The 17,914-nt window shown below is 45.3% G+C and carries 10 protein-coding genes; 1 reads left to right on the top strand and 9 read right to left on the bottom strand.

All coding sequences use genetic code 11. The features are described 5' to 3' along the window. Positions 1 to 761: 761 nt before the first annotated feature. Both ECHVI_RS13065 and ECHVI_RS13060 read right to left on the bottom strand, forming a co-directional pair. Positions 762 to 1,922 carry a glycoside hydrolase family 43 protein gene (locus tag ECHVI_RS13065; protein WP_015266471.1) on the bottom strand — a complete coding sequence of 387 codons (1,161 nt, stop codon included), beginning with the start codon at positions 1,920 to 1,922 and terminating at the stop codon, positions 762 to 764. A 63-nt stretch (positions 1,923 to 1,985) separates the two neighbouring features. Then, the gene (locus ECHVI_RS13060; protein ID WP_015266470.1) at positions 1,986 to 3,125 is read right to left on the bottom strand and encodes an endo-1,4-beta-xylanase; all 1,140 of its coding nucleotides are present in this window, start codon (positions 3,123 to 3,125) and stop codon (positions 1,986 to 1,988) included. Between the two features lie 489 nt (positions 3,126 to 3,614). On the opposite strand from ECHVI_RS13060, the gene ECHVI_RS13055 reads away from it, so the two are divergent. After that, positions 3,615 to 5,519 (top strand): 7TM-DISM domain-containing protein, encoded by a 1,905-nt coding sequence (locus ECHVI_RS13055; RefSeq protein WP_245553317.1) that lies wholly within the window; start codon positions 3,615 to 3,617, stop codon positions 5,517 to 5,519. 285 nt (positions 5,520 to 5,804) lie between these two features. Here the strand turns inward: ECHVI_RS13055 and ECHVI_RS13050 are convergent, their stop codons facing one another. The 7 genes from ECHVI_RS13050 to ECHVI_RS13020 all read right to left on the bottom strand — a co-directional run bounded on the left by ECHVI_RS13050 (position 5,805) and on the right by ECHVI_RS13020 (position 17,767). After that, positions 5,805 to 8,525 (bottom strand): glycoside hydrolase family 3 protein, encoded by a 2,721-nt coding sequence (locus ECHVI_RS13050; protein ID WP_015266468.1) that lies wholly within the window; start codon positions 8,523 to 8,525, stop codon positions 5,805 to 5,807. Positions 8,526 to 8,749: 224 nt separating this feature from the next. Further along, positions 8,750 to 9,688 carry an alpha/beta hydrolase gene (locus ECHVI_RS13045; protein ID WP_015266467.1) on the bottom strand — a complete coding sequence of 313 codons (939 nt, stop codon included), beginning with the start codon at positions 9,686 to 9,688 and terminating at the stop codon, positions 8,750 to 8,752. Between the two features lie 110 nt (positions 9,689 to 9,798). Beyond that, entirely contained in the window at positions 9,799 to 11,541 is a 1,743-nt protein-coding gene (locus ECHVI_RS13040; protein WP_015266466.1) for a glycoside hydrolase family 43 protein, read from the bottom strand. A 44-nt stretch (positions 11,542 to 11,585) separates the two neighbouring features. Beyond that, positions 11,586 to 12,956 (bottom strand): glycoside hydrolase family 43 protein, encoded by a 1,371-nt coding sequence (locus ECHVI_RS13035; protein WP_015266465.1) that lies wholly within the window; start codon positions 12,954 to 12,956, stop codon positions 11,586 to 11,588. Positions 12,957 to 12,966: 10 nt separating this feature from the next. Next, the gene (locus ECHVI_RS13030) at positions 12,967 to 14,916 is read right to left on the bottom strand and encodes a glycoside hydrolase family 97 protein (RefSeq protein ID WP_015266464.1); all 1,950 of its coding nucleotides are present in this window, start codon (positions 14,914 to 14,916) and stop codon (positions 12,967 to 12,969) included. A 78-nt stretch (positions 14,917 to 14,994) separates the two neighbouring features. Continuing rightward, the gene (locus tag ECHVI_RS13025; protein ID WP_015266463.1) at positions 14,995 to 16,896 is read right to left on the bottom strand and encodes an alpha/beta hydrolase-fold protein; all 1,902 of its coding nucleotides are present in this window, start codon (positions 16,894 to 16,896) and stop codon (positions 14,995 to 14,997) included. A gap of 34 nt (positions 16,897 to 16,930) precedes the next feature. Next, a complete protein-coding gene (locus ECHVI_RS13020) occupies positions 16,931 to 17,767 on the bottom strand; it encodes a sialate O-acetylesterase (RefSeq protein ID WP_015266462.1) in 837 nt (278 codons plus the stop codon). Positions 17,768 to 17,914: the final 147 nt, after the last annotated feature.

Below are 17,914 nucleotides of genomic sequence, written 5' to 3'. Positions count from 1 at the left end.
AATGGGCTTGCTCGATCACCTGATCTTGCCTGTATGGTTTAACTTTTCTCTTTCAACCTTATTTTAGGTTATGACATTATTTTAGCCATAAAATAACCCCAAATATTCTTTAGGAACCCTTGGGGAAAAGAACCAAATAGAAATTTGGCCAGGGGTTGTTTTGGCCTCTAGCTAAATATCCCTCCTTCCCCTCAGACGCTCCATGCCAAATGCTGTTCAACAGGTTACACGCTTCACGAAAGAGAGGTGATGTAAAGTAGTAAGGTTTAGCCATTTCTAGTAGTTTTTACGATCAACTTTTCTGACTTCCCCTATTTATAGGAAAAAGTCAGGGAGGACCCCTTCCTGACTTTCATGATTAATAAACCCCAAATATGAACCTGGCACTAATTATTGACAAGTGCACTTCATATTCTTATTGTAAAGTAGATTTAATGACACCTTTTCTATTATCTAAATTTCGATGTCAGTATTGTTCTCCCACTATTAAAGAGGGGCTCCCCACCTTAAACAACCTCATTTTTCAAGCATAATAACAAAATCTGCCTCGTGAATGCTTTTCAGCCTCATCGATAAAGAAACCAGTCCTATTCAGTGTATGCTGGCTAAAAAAACCAAGAAGGAAACCTCCTTGGCTTTTTAATTAGGTTTACCCTATAAAAATCCATTTTCCATGGATCGTTGTTGTTGTCCTTTAAGGGAATGACTTCGCTGTAGCGCTCTTCTACAGTCATTATTCAATTCTTCAATTCGCACTTTATTCAGTTAATGGAATGGCTCACGGGGTATATAGTCGCTATGTCCCCGTTATCCAGGTGTTCCAAAGGCGTCATCTTTATGTTTCTTAAGTGCGTCTTTCCTGACAATTGGGTATCATGGTAAAACAGGTACCACTGATTGCGCACTTTCACAATGGAATGGTGATTCGTCCACCCTTGTACTGGCGCCAGCAACACCCCTTTATAGGTAAATGGCCCATAAGGGGAATCTCCTGTGGCATAAACGATTTTATGGGTATCCCCGGTAGAATAAGAAAAGTAATAGGTTCCTTCATGCTTATGCATCCACGCCGCCTCAAAAAAGCGCCTTTCATGGTCTCCCGCCTTTATAGGTTCACCGTCCGCACCCAAAATCACCACATCTCGTGGGGTTTCAGAAAACGTGGTCATGTCTTCGGACAGTTTGGCAACCTTAGGGGAAATGGCAGGTTCATGGCCTGCAGGCTCATCGGCATATGGACTATCACTGGTCGAATGGTAAACTCCTGTTCTCCACTTTTGCAACTGTCCTCCCCAAATTCCTCCCCAATACATATAATAGTCGCTAGCATTGTCCTTGTATACGGCCGGGTCGATACTAAAACTGCCGGGTATTGGCTCATCCATTGGCTTAAAAGGCCCTGTTGGACTAGTAGAAACTGCCACCCCGATCCTAAAGATATCTGCAGTATCCTTGGCCGGAAAATACAAGTAATATTTCCCAGCTCTTTCAGCTGCATCCGGAGCCCACATCTGCCTTTTGGCCCAAGGCACATCCGCTACTCCCAAAACCTTTCCATGATCGATCACCTCGGCATCAGGACTTTCCATGGAATACACATGGTAATCCTCCATGTTAAAATGCCCTCCAGTATCATCTTCTACTGCATGGGACTCCACGTCATGCGAAGGATAAATATATATCTTGTCCCCAAAAACATGGGCAGAAGGATCCGCTGTAAAGGTCGATTTAATCAGCGGTTCATTCAAGAAGATCAATGGGCTGGAACCTGCAGGATTAGTTTTAGTTTTAGCTTTAGCCTCATCCTCTCTTTCACCATTACAAGCGATGACCGTCATTGCAAACAGCAAAACAAACAATCGATGACAGGGAACCGTATTCCCCAACAAGGTATTCACAATATATTTCTTCACTACATTCATTATTTTTAATAGAATAGTTTAATAATTGACATTATGAGATGAACCAAAAGGAATCAAGCGCATTTATCCGCTATTGTCTCCTTTTTTGAGGGTGGTCAATGAGTCGAAAATATAATCCTTCAACTGATATTCTTCATCAAACAATAATGGATAGGCCGTCCTGCCGCGAATTGGCCAGTTGTTTAGCCAACTGTCTTGGTCCCTAATGCTCCAAAAAGTGACCCTATCAATATGCTTGCGGTATTTGAGAAACAACTTGAAAATTTCCCGGTACCGCTGGGTAAGTTTCTCTTGCATCATTGGCGGAAGACCATCTTTATAGGGATCGTATTTGGCCTCGTAAGGGAAGTTGGCATCTATATCAGCTCCTTGACGCCCACTTTGATTGGGCAATACATCAATATCGAGTTCGGTTATGGAAATCCTGAACCCATGTTTAATGATTTTCTGTATGGCCACTTCCAATTGATTGACAGTAGGGTATTCCAACCCCAAATGGCATTGCATGCCAATTCCATGGATGTTCACACCTTGGTTCCGAATCTTTGAAGTGTAGGAAAGTATTGCATCCGTCTTTTTAGGCTTCCAGACATTGTAATCATTATAGTACAATTCAGCCTCCGGATCTGCTTCATTCGCGGTTTGAAATGCCAATTTGATAAAATCCTCCCCTAATGTCTGATACCAAGCTGAGGGCCTAAAGTCCCCCTCATCGGTAAAAGCTTCATTTACCACATCCCAGGTTTTGACACTCCCCTTAAAATGTCCCATGACATTTTGAATATGGTCTTGCATCATGGCTGAGAGGTCTTTTGACGACCTGGGCATCCCTCCTTGGTCTTTGAAAACCCATTCAGGAGTTTGTTTATGCCATACCAGCGTATGTCCCACCAAATGGCAACCCAGCCTTTTCCCCAATTCCACATACCGATCCGCCTGAACAAATTGAAATTTTCCGGAATCCGGATGAATGCTCTGCCACTTCATCAGATTTTCCGGACTCAAGCTGTTGAAATGATTACTCAATGTCATGACCATTGATGTGGGCTGCTCCCTGACATCATTTCCGGACAATGCTGCCCCTATATAAAAATCATCATAAAACAGGTCTTTGAGACCTGATTGGGCCTGCTGATCCCTGCTCAGCGGGAAGACGCATGACCATAGACCAAATAATACCACTGGTATAATGAAAAGTTTCATTGGTTATTAGGGTTATGTTTTAGGTATTGGATATCCATCTATAATCTATTTCAGAATGGATTCATGATCAAATATAGGCTTCTACGTGATATATTTGAAACCCTCAAAAAATACACAAAACACTGAAAACCAATAAATTAAATCTATAACCACATTTACATGAAGGGAAAAAAATCTTTAAAACGCTTTGTGGAAAGGCTCACGCAAACCGTATTCCCAAAATTAAGGGTATGAACCAATAAATTAGCCTTCGAAATAGCTAGCCCTGTTGCGGATAGATAAAATCACTAACTATCAACTACTTACGTTATTTATCTACAAAAACAATCTGAATGGATGGCCTGATGGCGTGATTATGCTTAAGAATAGAAATGGCTCATTCTCTCTATAAACTTTCTTTTTTCATCTAAAGGCAATTTAACCTAGGTTGAAATTATAGTTATCATTATATTCGATATTAATCTTTATGAAATACCCAGCAAGATAACCGTGAATAGACTACCCCTCCATTTTCCGATGATAGTACTGTTTCTGTTTTCTTTGGTGTCAGCACTAAAGGCAGAAGAGCACTCGGTCATCCATCTACAGAAGGATGTCAAATGGATCCCGGAAATTATCCAAAACCTTGATTATTTTATTGACACCACCAATTCTTTGGGTATCGAACAGGTAGCTTCTTTAGAATTCCAAGAGAAGTTTAGTCATATAACGGATCCCCATGTCGTCTATGGACATCTCAATGACTTCTTATGGATCAGGATGACTGTGGCCAATCAGCAACAAAACGATCACTACGGTTGGTATTTTGAATCATGGGGATACGACCTCGACGAAATCACCTTTTTTTCTCCGCAGGGGGAATCAGGTTATTTTCCCATGAAAGCAGGATATGATTATCCTTTTGATGACCGCGACATCCTTCACAAAAACTTCAATTATTTTCTTAACATTCGCCCTGGAGAAACCAAGACGTATTTCATTAAAATTCGAAGAAGCTATCCCTTGACCTTTTCATTTCATCTTCGAACCAATGACAATTTTATTTCTCATTCACTTAATGAATATTTCTTCCTGGGGCTCTATTATGGGATATTGGTGCTCATCCTGACCTTACATGTCTACCTTGTCATAAAACTGAAGGAAAACCTGTACCTGTTTTCCTCCATCTTGATCGTGTCCAGCATTTGGTTTTCTTTGGGACGGGATGGTCTTGGCTTCCAGTACCTATGGCCATCAGTGCCTTGGATCAATACCATCACCAATTTCAGTAGTTTGACAGAGCTCATTGTCATCATCTCCACGTTGCTTTTTTCCTATTTCTTTGTCCAGAAATATAAGAAGACCCCAATATTGAAACCCCTGACGGTTGCAGCTATTGCCATTATGATGGGCATGTTTCTTAACCAAAATTATGGAATGGTGATGGATGCCATCCCCTATATGGTCATATCCTTTCTGATATTATTGGTTCCCTTTACCATTGGCTTGAGATCACTGCTTTCCATAGGAAGGTTTTCTTTGTCTTATACATTGGCTTATGTTTGCCTTTTCCTTATCATTTTCCATAGCTATACACGTGCGTTTGCATTGTTTAATGACCCGATCTTGAATTGGTACTTTGTGCATCCAGTCATCATTATAGAAATGGTCTTGTTTTCACTGTCCATCTTAAATCAGATAAAGTATCTCCAAGAAGAATACAAAAAAGCCAACATTGAGAAGACCACCGCCTTGGAAGAAAAAAACCGGGTTACCTATGAAATGAACAATAGGCTCCACCAAAAGGTTAAGGAGCGCACTGAAGAAATCGAAAACATGGCCACTGCCCTGGCCCAAAAAAATGTGGTACTTCAAACGACAAACCTTAAACTTGAGGAACTCAATGCGCAGATTTCAAATATCAACCGGTACCTTAAGGAAAACAACGACAAACTCCGGAGCAATGTAGAAGAAATTACCAAAGATATGGCGCTGATGAGAGGATTTGATTTTGAAGACTTTAAAAAAGTCTTCCCTAACAAAGAGGCCTGCTTGAAATTTCTTTCAGAATTAAAGTGGCAACAAAAATTTGTCTGTAAAAAATGTGGGTATAACAAATCCAACGAAGACAATAACCATGGCAGGAGATGTAAAAACTGTAATTACTATGAATCTCCCACTGCCGAAACCCTTTTCCATAAATTAAAATTCCCCATTGAAAAAGCCTTCTATATCCTGTACCTCAGCAATAGAAAAGATGTAGAGCTAACCCTAAACGAACTATCCGAAATTTTGGACCTAAGGCGGGAAACCTGCTGGGCATTTAAAAACAAAATAGCACAAGCCATGGAGAAAGTCGGCCACAACAAAGACCTTAGCGGCTGGGAGACCTTGGCATTGGTCTATTTGGAGTAAATGGTAATCCTTCCAATTTGACCTTATTGTCCTCACGAGTCATTTCCAAAAACGAGCCTGTCTCATAAATGGGCCTCATTGCGCTCCCAGTAAAAGCGCAGAGCACCTGCCTAAAGGCGAAAGGCAGGCAGGTGCTCTCTAAATGCTATCGAATGCATGTGGGACAATCATGTGAAAATAGTAGCCGTACAAATGCCACTCTCTGCAGTCCGCATTGCAAATGCGGATTAGACGGCTATTCGGAGGTATCCGTGCTTTGGGAAACAGCCGCTACCCCTTATCTGCTTATAGATCCGCAAGTTCCTGGTTTCCTATTACTTGAAATTCACCAGTCACCACTTCGGTGGTTTCCGCCTGCAATTTACCATCAAATCCAGGTTGCTCCCCTCCCACATGGATGGAAAATACCCCTTCCTCTATCACCCTTTTGGATTCCCCATTGATCATGGACAGCTGCCGAGCAGATAAGGTAAAATTCACCACTTTGCTCTCCCCCGGCTTCAAATGTATCCTTTGAAAACCTTCCAACTGCCGAATCGGCCGCATTGTGGAAGCTTCCTTGTCATTTAGGTACAGCTGGACCACCTCATCACCTGCCCTGGATCCGATATTAGTAACCGTTACGCTGATCTGTACCGGGTCTCCTGCATTGACCTTAGCGGGAACTTCTAGGTCCTTATAGGAAAAACGTGTATAACTAAGTCCATAGCCAAAGGGATAAAGAGGTTTTCCTTCAAAGTAACGATAGGTCCTTCCCTTCATATCATAATCCTCAAAGGGCGGTAAATCCTCCACAGATTGATAGTAGGTGATCGGTAACCTGCCTGCCGGATTATAGTCTCCAAAGACCACATCAGCTAAAGCATTGCCGCCTTCTTCTCCAGGATACCCGGCACTGATAATAGCATCCACATTTTCCTTCGCCCAATTGATAGCCATGGCACTGCCAGCATTTAACACCAAAATCACAGGTTTACCGGTTTCCTTCACTGCTTTGAGCAAAGCCTCCTGCTGGGCAGGCAACGTGATAGCAGTACGGTCGCCCCTGTCAAATCCAGGCGTGACCACATCCATGCTTTCCCCTTCCAGTCTTTGGGACAACCCCAGCACCACCACAGCCAGATCAGCGCTTTTGGCCATTGCCACTGCTTCATCTATTTTACTCACATCTGGCATTGCCCATAGCATTTGGGCGATGGCATTGGTTTCATCACTAAAGAAAGTTACTTCGACTTTATATTTTTTCCCTCCTTCTAGGGAAAGGATATCAGTCGCATACCTTCCGCGATGAATGGTACCAGACCCATTGGATATTTCCTTTCCATCGATACGTATTTTCATGCCCCTTTTTGAAAACACACCGAACTCATACCGACCACTGGCAGGAGGAACCAAATAGCCTTCCCACTTCACGGAAAAATTATCAATCAGGTCTTTGGAAATGGGCTGGTGCTCCCATGAAAAATCTATTTGGTCATCAACCCGCTCCAAGACAGGTTTACCTTCCCACTTAAGATTATCGTAATAGGAAGCTTTAAGTCCTTGGCGCCCATCTTCAGTTTCAAAATAAGCAGACGGAATGGGCTTCAGGTTATAAAAACCTTCTGCAGGATGCACCCCTTCAGTATACAAAACTTCGGCTTTAGGGCCCACTTTATGCTTTATCCCGTCCAAAAAAGTAACCGGTTTTTTGGGAATACCGTGGTAATTCCCCAGCAGCGACTCCACATTGTCCGCATTGGGGCCTATGACTGCTATCCTTTTGATCTTATCCACTGAAAGGGGCAAAAGATTTTTCTGGTTCTTTAGCAATACCATGCTTTTTTGGGCGGCCTGTCTTGCTAAGGTATTGTGCGCTTCTGAGCAGACTATACCGAAAGGAATCTGCGCATAGGAAACCGCTTCCTCTGGATCAAACATTCCCAACCGGAACCTTGCCAAAAACAACCTTTTCACGGCAATATCAATCTCTTCTTCACTGATCAGCCCTTCGGCCACTGCTTCGGTCAAATGGGTATAATAATTTCCGCAATTCAAATCACAGCCGCCCGAAACGCCAATGGCGGCGGCTTCTGCTGCTGTGGAAGCAATCTTGTGCCCGGTGTGAATATCCTGAATGGCGCCGCAGTCCGATACCACATAGCCCTCAAAGCCCCATTGCTCCCGCAGCAATTGATTTAACAGAAAATCATGGCCGCTGCACGATTCACCCCTAAATCTATTGTACGCCCCCATGATGGAATATACTTTTGCCTCCTTTACCGTCTTGCGGAATGCCGGGAGATAGGTTTCGTAAAGGTCACGGTCACTTACATCCACATCAAACGTATGCCGCAAAGGCTCCGGTCCAGAATGCACGGCAAAGTGCTTGGACGTGGCAATGGTCTTCAGGTATTTGCCATCCGAATCTTGCAAACCTTCTATGAACTGGGAAGCCAACTCTCCCGTCAGGTAAGGGTCTTCTCCGTACGTTTCATGTCCTCTTCCCCAACGTGGATCCCGGAAGATATTGATATTGGGACTCCAAAAATCCAGCCCGGTATAGATTCCCCTTTTGCCGTTACGAATAAATTCATGGTGTTTGGCCCTGGCCTCATCAGAGATTACCGAGCCAATATCCTTCATCAGGTTTTTATCAAAAGAAGCCGCCACCGAAATGGACTGGGGAAAAACAGTGGCATAGCCCGCTCTCGCCACGCCATGCAAGCATTCGTTCCACCAATTGTATTCCGGTACCTTCAACCGCGGAATGGCCGGAGAAGCATTCATCATCTGGCTCACCTTTTCCTCCAAGCTCATCTGATCCACCAGAATATCCACCCGCTCTTCAAAGTTTTTTTCCATGTCCAAAAAGGAAAAATCAAGTGTGCCATCTTGGGCGTTTACCCTCATTATTCCCGCCATTAGGTAAATCAGTAAGCCCATTCCCAAGTACTTCCACTTAGGAAAACTTACACCCGATCGAATGATGGGTTGGGGTGTTTCTTCTTTTGTTTCTATTTTCATTATGAGGTCATTTTGATGAAATCATTTTGATATATGGTCAAATCCCTGGGTAGGGAAATCATGGCAACTGGAAAAACCCCATACCGTTACACAAAATCCGAATAAATGCTTCATGCTCCAATTTTATGTAACAAAGAGAACCTTTCCTATATCATATCCGCCTACCGATACCCCAACTTCTAAGGTTCTCGGTGGGGATACATGCATATCCCTTCATTCAATTTTCACTTATCATCTCCCTCTAGGAAGTCATTCACGTCCAACCAGTGCATAAAGGCTTCAAACCATCCGTTGCTGGTGCGGTCGGGATTTCCTAGGCCGAAACCATGACCGCCATTTTGGTAAAGGTGGAACTCTACCGGTATACCCGCTTCATACCAAGAGCGGATCACACCAAATTGCCCGTTGAAAAGAAAATCATCACTGGCAATTACATTGAACATTGGAGGTGCATTCTTTGGTACCTCTACTTCTCCCATCCCACCATAGACCGGGCCGATAAAGGCCAAATCCATGGTGACTGAATTAAGGGTGCAGTGCATGGTAAGACCTGCACCAGCAGAAAAACCGATCATGCCTATCCTGTCGGTATCTACGCCCCATTCTTCTGCACGTTCCACAATCATGGCATAGGCTGCTTCTGCATCTTCAAGTTGATCGGAAAGGTTCCTGCGAGGTCTTCGAGGGGCTTCCCTATCTTGTGTCCCTTTAGCTGCTTCGTCAAAGGTCCTGTTCATGGAATTACTGAAATCTTCCAACGATTCGGGGGTCGGATGCAGCCTGTATTTGAGTACAAATGCCGTGATCCCCTGCTCAGTAAGGGCTTTGGCCACTTCCCAGCCTTCGTTCCCCATAGAAAGCCACCTAAATCCTCCCCCGGGCGCTACGATCACCGCAGTGCCGTTGGCCTTGCCGGGTTCGGGGAAAAAAGGAGTCAGGGTGGCGGTACTGATATTTCGGGCCATCGGGTCGCCCCATTGACGGAACCAAGTCTCCTGAGAAGGTTGGCCTGCCACCCCTCCTGTTTCCAAGGGGATGGCATTGGGTTCTTCAGGGTTGTCAATTGGATACATGGTCCCATCCTGCGCCAAAATAACGTTGGCACACAGGAGCAAAACTCCAGTAAGGACGGTTTTGGTGAGGGTTTTCATTATGTACGACATCATCAGGTTATTTATTAGGTTAAAATCAATTATGTATTGTACAGTAGCATGTTTCGTTATCTAGTTCCTTCTCCGCATCACTTATCCATTCTAATTGGAGAAATCATCAACTACTCCGAAACAGGCAAGGCATCATTAGATTTGGTGGCATACAGGCCGATCATACTTCCGGTAAACCCTCCAGCCACATTGGTGGAAAGAATATCGCCGGAAACGGTCCCTCCCAGATTTTTCGGTGTTCCTCCATCCACGGCATAAGCGAATTCATAATTGTCTCCATCTGCACTGACCTGAAGACTGATCTGCCCGTCAAATGGAATTCGCTCACTGGCAATGGTGGTGGATTTGGTATCTCTGCTCCTCATGGACGGCTTTTCGTTGCGCTGAAGGACCACATAGTAATCACTTCCCTTTTTGGTCACCCCGAAAACATAGTTGAAGCTTTCGTTTTGCAGACAGGTGATCCCTGCCAACTCTTCTGCTGACCCCGGAAGGTAATGCATGTCCGCAGTGAACGAAAAGCGGTTGTGCTGCTGCCGGTAAAAAAGCGTGGAAGTAGGTTTAAGCTCCTTGATATTGGCGGCAAAAGGAGTGATCTCCAAGCCAGATTTGGATGTAGCAATAAAGGCTTCCCTGGGACCTCTCAGACCGATCCACCTGTAATCCAACTGTTTACCTGTAAAATCCTCCTCGTAAGTAAAATTCCCATTGGGAAAAAAGCCGTTTGCGCCTGTTTTATTGACCACTCCAGCTGGTACCTTTAGCTTGGGTTTCATCGGTACCAAGCCATTCTCAAAAATCGGAAATTCACCTGACCAATCCACCGGCAGGATAAATGTCTCCCTTCCGGTATTGACACGGTCTTTTTCGTTTGGTCTTACACCAAGGAAAACCCCATAATATTTATCGTCCGGCCCCAGCACCAAATCGGCATGTCCAGCCCAGTCCACTTTGTTTTTGCGGTCCTTTGGAAAGTACCTTTGGGTAAGGATAGGGTTACTGGGAGCAGGCTTAAACAGTCCCTTTGGCGAATCCGACACAAAAATCACCTCGCTGTGCCAACCTCCAGTACCACCTTCTGCACACATCAGGTAATAGCGTCCGTCTTTTTTGTAAAGGTGAGGAGCCTCTATCCAGATGGGTTGCTCGGAAAGGTCCACCCCTCCATTTACGATGATCTTGTCAGTACCTGCTATCACCTGGTCCTTTGCCACATCATATTCCCATACCTTGATCACACGGTGGCCATTGTACAGTTCTTCTCCCCTCGGTGGTGCATCATTGTGGACGACATAGGCCTTTCCATCCTCATCAAAGAAAATAGACGGATCAATACCATCAAAATCAAGTTTTATGGGATCACTCCACCCTTGTTTGGGATCCTTTGTCTTGACGATAATATTACCCAATCCTCCGGCAAAAGCCGTCGTGATCATGTAAAACGTATCGTTGTGGGGATTATAGGTGATTCCTGGTGCATACACCCCTGAACTGATCCCGGTATCATGGAGATCCAATTGAGACGTTCGGTCCAGGACATGGCCGATCTGGGTCCAGTTCACCAAATCATTGGAGTGGAAAAGGGGGACGCCAGGAAACATCGCAAAAGAAGAACAAACCATATAGTAATCGTCTCCTTTTCTGGTAATGGCTGGATCGGGGTAGCATCCTTGGAGGATTGGATTGTAAAATTCCCCCTCCTCCAGAGGATGATCATGATATACCTGATCGTCTCCCTGATAGATCACCTTGGTAAACAGCGGGGTACGGTCGGCTTCCTGCCTTCCTAACGCTTGGTTAAAAGTAAAAGTGGCCCATAAAAAAGCCAATAGGATAATAGGTCGTTTCTTCATTTTTATCTTCTTAATATGGATTCTATTTAATTTTGCTGAGAGGATTATTTTGAAAACATCCAATAATCGAAATACAATACGTCTTTTGGTGCCTTGCCTTTATAGATAAAGTAGAGATCATGTGCGCCTGTCACCTTGGTAAGTTGTTTTTTGACAAGGGCCCAGCGGTCACTTCCGCCAGTGAGCGGAACCTCCACTTCGGCAATCAAATCTCCCTCCAAGCCATCCAGCCTTACTTCCACGCTCACATTCCCATTGTGGGTCGTCGCCAGCCGCAAATGAATGGTCGTGGCGCCCACATCTCCAAAATCTACTCCTTTGACCATGGAATAGGCACCGTCATGTTCCGCAATGACGTAATTGCCCACTCCTTCGTTTTGCGCAGTGCTGACTCCTTCTGACCATGCAATGGTTTCCGCTTCATTTTTCCTAAACGGGTTCAATTGCGAAAGCCCTTCGGCAATTCCATGGCTCATTGTGAGGGGCATGATGGTTCCGTTTTCATTGAACTTCACCTCTTCGACACACACCGAACGGGTAAACCCTCCCCCTCCGGGCAATGCCCCATTATGGTAAAACAGATAGGTCTTTCCCTTGAAATCCACCAAACCTGGGTGGTTGGTAAAGCTCTTTCCCTCGGTAGGCATCAACACGCCTTGGTATTGCCATGGGCCTGTAGGGCTCGTACTGGTCGAATAGCCAATATGCTCGGGTAATGGCCCCGCAGCAAAAAGCAGGTAATACAGGTCATTTCTCTTGTACAGCCAAGGCCCTTCCTCATAGGTCGTGGGGCGACGTGGATCTTCTTTGCCTTTACGTTTACCAAAAGCAGCTACCGTATTGGGAAACTGCCCTATCTCCCCATCAAGAGAAATCATATCCTTGTTCAGTTTCACATAATAACAGACCGGGTTTCCCCACATCAGATAAGCCTGCCCATCATCGTCTATAAAAACCGTCGGGTCAATATCGGCCATGCTATTGCTGATTAAGGGCCTGCCTAAAGGATCAATAAAAGGTCCATATGGGCTATCGGATACGGCTACTCCAATACCGTTTTTATGATTCCTATCGGTAATGGGCACGTACATATAAAATTTTCCGTCCCGTTCGATACACTGCGGCGCCCAGGCATTCATTTTGCCCCAACTAAAATCCTTATAGGACAAGACTGCCCCATGATCTGTCCAATTAACCATGTCCTCTGTGGTGTACAATCTCCAGTCATTCATCGTAAACCACGTCGAATGATCCTCATCATGGGAGGTGTATAAATATACCTTGCCATTATAGACCATCGGAGCGGGATCTGCCGTATAGGAAGTTTGGATGATGGGGTTTTGGCCCTGGGCGTTCAGGCAAGTCCCTCCAAGGAGGAATGCCGAATAAACGAGTTTTTTAAAGCTTATATTCATGGAATTGTCCTTAATTCGTTATCACAAAGCCTCCCCCTGGCTGGACCGTCACGGTCAATTCTCCATTTTCTCCTACTTCCACCGTTTGGTGCGTAGGCTGTCTTTTATCGCCATCATTGTACAGGGAAACCTGCTGGCCTTGGAGCATGGGAAGAGCTATCCTCAAGGTCTTGGGAGCATTTTCAGCATTGACACCAGCGACATACCAGCGTTTTCCATTTCTTCGCGCCAAGACACTATATTTGCCTGGGTATCCATCGATAAAGACCGTTTCGTCCCAAGTCGTGGGTAGCTCCCTTATAAACTCCAGCTCAAATTCGGGTACATCAGTCAGGTTATTTGGTGTCAAGCCAAACATTTGGACCGGATTCTGGAAAAGTACCCCTGTGGCCAACTGAAAAACGTCAGTGGTCAGCCGCTCTTGGCCACGTTCATTTCCTTTGTTGAGGAATTTGTTGAGCAAAACCCCGCCAAACTCCATGCTTCCCACTGAATTTCTTATAAATGGATGCAATGATGCATAATATGCCTCCTTCTCTCTCACATCTTGGGAGAAAATCAACATCTCCGAAGCCAACACGGCCTCACTTCCTACAAAATTGGGATACATTCTTTCCCAACCCCTGGGCAAAGTAGTCCCATGGAAAATCACCATCAAGCCATGGTCATTGGCATCCACCAAAATATCCTCATATAGCCGCATGGTTTCCTGTTTGTCTCCACCGAAAAAGTCCACTTTCAAGCCTTTTACCCCAACTTCCTTCAACCATTTCATTTCCTCTTTCCTGGCTACGGAAGTGTTCATTTTGTTCAGGGGAGTCTGAAATGCATCATTAGCGCTTCCGTTGGAATTGTACCAAAGGAAGACATTAACCTCCTTCGAATTGGCATACTGGATCAGCTCTTCCATCTTTTCATAGCCAATTCTTTCATCCCACCACGCATCGATCAGGATGTATTCAAAATCCATGGCCGCGGCCAGATCAATGTACTTCACTTGGTCTTCATAATTCATGCTGTTGTCCTGCCAGACTATCCAGCTCCAGGTTCCTTTCCCATATTGGTAGGCAGTAGACGGCTCATATAGCGGCTCCACCACATCAAAGGGAATGGTGGTCTCTACGATCGGCTTAAGGGATTTTCCTACGGTAAGGGTCCGCCAAGGGGTGTGGCCCGGAAGTCCGATTTGGGCACCAGTACTCCCAAAACCATTGTTTTGCTCCATTTGGGGATATTCCATGGTGTATATTCCATCCGTGAAGCTGCTGAGGTGAGCGCCGTTATAATTGCTACCCACGCCTGTTTCGGACAGCAGGACCCAGCCATTTTCACCAATCTTAAAAAGTCCAGGAAAAACATAACCATACTCTGCAGTAGTACTTTTCAAATCAGCATCTGTCACATAACCGCTTTCATAACTGGGAGCCGTCCGCGCAAACCCGGTCATCGGCCTCATCATTGAGGAAAGAAAGGCGGAGCTTTCTGCTGGAAACCGAAATCCGGTATATTCCTTTTCTACCACCGTGGCCCGCGTGTCTCCCCATTTGGGCAGCTCATACCGAAAGGCAATATCGTGGTCGCTCACTTGAACACGAAGGACCATTTGTTTTCCTTCCTCATTCTTTATGGTATAATCCAGTGTGTTGGCCTCATACTTCACGGAGGCGGTCTTTATCTTTTCCTGTTTGTATTGTGTGGTTATTACATCCATGAAAGCCGCCACAAAGCTCAGGCTTGAAGTAAAGTCCCCTTCATTGGTCTTCAGTCCCAATGGGGAGTGCTCCAGCATCGGTTTATCATCATAAAGAACGTCATAGTGCCACTTCCCCTCCACGGTCTCCACGACGAAGACAAGCTTACCATCAGGACTGGATACCTTCCTGCTGTCTTGCGCACTGGCATCAACAGTAAATAATAGGATTAAAAAGACAGTAAACAGGGAATAATTAACCGTTTTCATGTTGTACTTTTAATAGGTTTGATGTGATTTAATTCGATATGACTTATATGCTCGGTGTGGTTTACTATACCTTAATGCTCATTGGAAAAGTAAAGGAGCAAAATGGTGGAGATCATGCCGCCACACCGGCCAAGTATGGCCACCAGGATACTCACTATAGCGATAGTTTATCCCTATCCGATCAAACTCCCCTAACATTTTTTCACAATTATCATGGGCTATATCCTCTTCTCCTCCCATGGAAATCCAAAAAAGATTCAATTCAGCATTGATCTTGGCAGCGTTTTTTTCCATCAAGGCATACTGCTTTTCGGCAATACCATTTTGACGCTGGGAAATCCAGCCAGAACTGAATACACCCAAATGGGAAAACATATTCGTGTTATTGATGCCGGCATAAAGTGTCTGGATTCCTCCCATGGAGAGCCCCGCCAATGCCCTGTTGGCTGGGCCTTCCTCCACCCGGTAATGCTTTTCCACATGGGGGATGATGGCATCTTTCAGTTCACTTTCGAATAGTTGTAAGCCCCTTTCCTCAAATGCGGCTATCGGCATATTGCCGTCAGGCATCACCACTAGCATTGGTTTAGCTTTTCCTTCTGCAATCAGATTATCAAGGATCAAATCTGTTTTCCCCTGCTGTCCCCAACCTCTTGCGTCTTCTCCACCGCCGTGAAGGATATAAAGTACCGGATATCCTTGAGCGGAATGATGATCATATCCGGGAGGTGTATAAAGAAAATACCTCCTCCACGTCCGTAACACTGGAGAATAGTACCTCACTTGCCTGATTTCGCCATGAGGAACATCCTTGACCGCATAGAAATCATCCCCGGAAAATGGAACCTCAATACCGCTGGCCATTCTGCCCATACCATAAAAAGCCTCACTCGCAGGATCTACTACCGCAACCCCATCAATCAACAGAGAATAGTAATGAAACCCCTCGCCCAATGGATCGGTGGTCACTTCCCACTCTCCTTGATCGTTCTTTGTCATAGGGTATTTTTTCCCCAAATCCACCTGGATATTATCCGCAGATGGGGCCCTAAACTTGAACTTTACACTTCCGTCAGGCATGATTTGTGGAAACTTCGCCCCACGTACGTTCGTTGCCGCGGCAATGCCTAAGGGACTGTATTGATTGAATTTAGCCTGATCCACTGGCTTAAACAACAGTTGTGAAAACATATAGAGTCCGTTTTTCCATACCTTAAAATCATGGCCACCTTCCTCGATATAAAAAATATGGGGAACATCCTTTTCTACCAAGTAATCATGGGTACGCTGACTAAAGCTCAATAGGCCATCCTGGTCCCCGCAGGATATCCAAAGCAATTTCAATTTCTCCCTGGCGTACGCAGGATCCGGCACCAGCATTTCAGGGCTTTTGGTATTTGGTGCTGCAGAATAACTCCCGACCCATGCAAAATAATCCAAGTTTCCTAAGCCAAAATTAAGGGTTTGGCCACCGCCCATGGACAAACCAGAAATGGCCCGGTGCTCCCTGTCGGCCAAAACGGGATAATGGCTTTCCACAAAAGGGATCAGGTCATGGAGCAGGTCCTTTTCAAAGGTGGCAAAGGCCTCTACCTTATCTTTTGCCATGATATTTCCCGTGGCACGGTCATCTTTCATGGCGCGCCCATTGGGCATGACGATGATCATGGGCTCCGCTTTTCCCGCAGCATAGAGGTTGTCCATGATCACTTGGGGCTGACCGCCTCGCAACCATTCTGTTTCATCCCCTCCGATGCCATGTAAAAGGTAGAGGACAGGGTATTTTTTTCCTTTGTCAAAGTTTGGCGGGGTATAAATTACCGCTTTACGTTCCGTACCCACTGTATTGGAAGTATACTTCACCGTATCCAATTTCCCATGGGATATATCACTTTGCACTTGGTCGAAACCTTCCGGAGCTTCCTTTTCCACTTGTTGGCGACCAAAACCAATCGTTGTACTCCAGACAAACAATAGCATTAAACAGGTTATTCTTCTCATGGTAGTTTATTGGTTAATTTTCTAAAATCGAGCTCATTTTGGCTCCGTAGCGTCTGCCTAGCTCCCTGTATCCTGCTGCTGAAAAATGCAGCCCATCGGAAACCGCTTCGCAATCTTGGGATGAGATCACATGGGCATTGGGAATCACCTCCGGTAAGGTGGCAATGATGGCATTCATGCTGGCACATTTCCCTCCCTGCTCGGCACTGACCATTTCCCCAGCCAATAGCGGTACTTCCTCTGGTACCAAGCCCAAGTCGGAAAGCAGGTTTTCATATACTCCCTTCACTTTATTGGGCCATTGGACATCACCAGTATTGGACTCGCCCTGATGGAGTAGAATCCCTTTGATCACGCCATCCTCCTGCGCTTTCCTTGCCAGTTCCACCAAATGGCCGTAAGGATCTCCATCGTATACCTTGATCATGTTCAGCATCCAATCAGGCGCTGTATCGACATAGGAGGAATAAGTATCTTTTTCGAACAGCGCTATTTTACATCCTCCCACAGACACATTGATCACGCCCACCCGGATACTGTCTGGCAGGTTTTTTACCAAGGTCCTTCCAAAATAATCGGCTGGAGTGAGCCCCGTATGGCATCGGGTCAATGGCGGAACAGCCGGGTACCATTGCCCTTTTTCCCTGCCCAAATCAGGACAATCAATGGATTGTAAGACCTGAAACCGTGGATTTACCTCCCTATCCTGTTCTTCAAACTTCGCTGCTCCTTCCATATTGGATTGGCCGAAAGCAAGAAAAATGTAAAAATTCTTGTCCTGGGCTTGGGCAGAAACCCCTAGGGTCATAATGACAAGCACCAGAGATATTTTTTTGAATGTTTCTTTCATTTAGATGGTTTATTAATTGGTTTTATTTTGTTTTCTGAGCCCTCCGATCACGATAGCTATCAGGATTCACAGTTCGCACGCTGCCTCGTCCACCCTGCCTTTGGCGGCAGACAGGAGCGGCGGAGCCTCTTTTCTCTTTATGCTTTT

The organism is Echinicola vietnamensis DSM 17526, from assembly GCF_000325705.1.
In the GTDB taxonomy this organism is placed as follows: Bacteria; Bacteroidota; Bacteroidia; order Cytophagales; family Cyclobacteriaceae; genus Echinicola; species Echinicola vietnamensis.
The sequence above is the reverse complement of the archived record's forward strand: the minus strand, read 5'-3'. Positions and strand labels throughout refer to the sequence as shown.

Excerpts from the sequence above, each read along its gene's own strand:
- ECHVI_RS13065 (WP_015266471.1), bottom strand. The coding sequence starts at position 1,922 with ATGAATGTAGTGAAGAAATATATTGTGAATACCTTGTTGGGGAATACG.
- ECHVI_RS13060 (WP_015266470.1), bottom strand. The coding sequence starts at position 3,125 with ATGAAACTTTTCATTATACCAGTGGTATTATTTGGTCTATGGTCATGC.
- ECHVI_RS13050 (WP_015266468.1), bottom strand. The coding sequence starts at position 8,525 with ATGAAAATAGAAACAAAAGAAGAAACACCCCAACCCATCATTCGATCG.
- ECHVI_RS13045 (WP_015266467.1), bottom strand. The coding sequence starts at position 9,688 with ATGTCGTACATAATGAAAACCCTCACCAAAACCGTCCTTACTGGAGTT.
- ECHVI_RS13040 (WP_015266466.1), bottom strand. The coding sequence starts at position 11,541 with ATGAAGAAACGACCTATTATCCTATTGGCTTTTTTATGGGCCACTTTT.
- ECHVI_RS13035 (WP_015266465.1), bottom strand. The coding sequence starts at position 12,956 with ATGAATATAAGCTTTAAAAAACTCGTTTATTCGGCATTCCTCCTTGGA.
- ECHVI_RS13030 (WP_015266464.1), bottom strand. The coding sequence starts at position 14,916 with ATGAAAACGGTTAATTATTCCCTGTTTACTGTCTTTTTAATCCTATTA.
- ECHVI_RS13025 (WP_015266463.1), bottom strand. The coding sequence starts at position 16,896 with ATGCTATTGTTTGTCTGGAGTACAACGATTGGTTTTGGTCGCCAACAA.
- ECHVI_RS13020 (WP_015266462.1), bottom strand. The coding sequence starts at position 17,767 with ATGAAAGAAACATTCAAAAAAATATCTCTGGTGCTTGTCATTATGACC.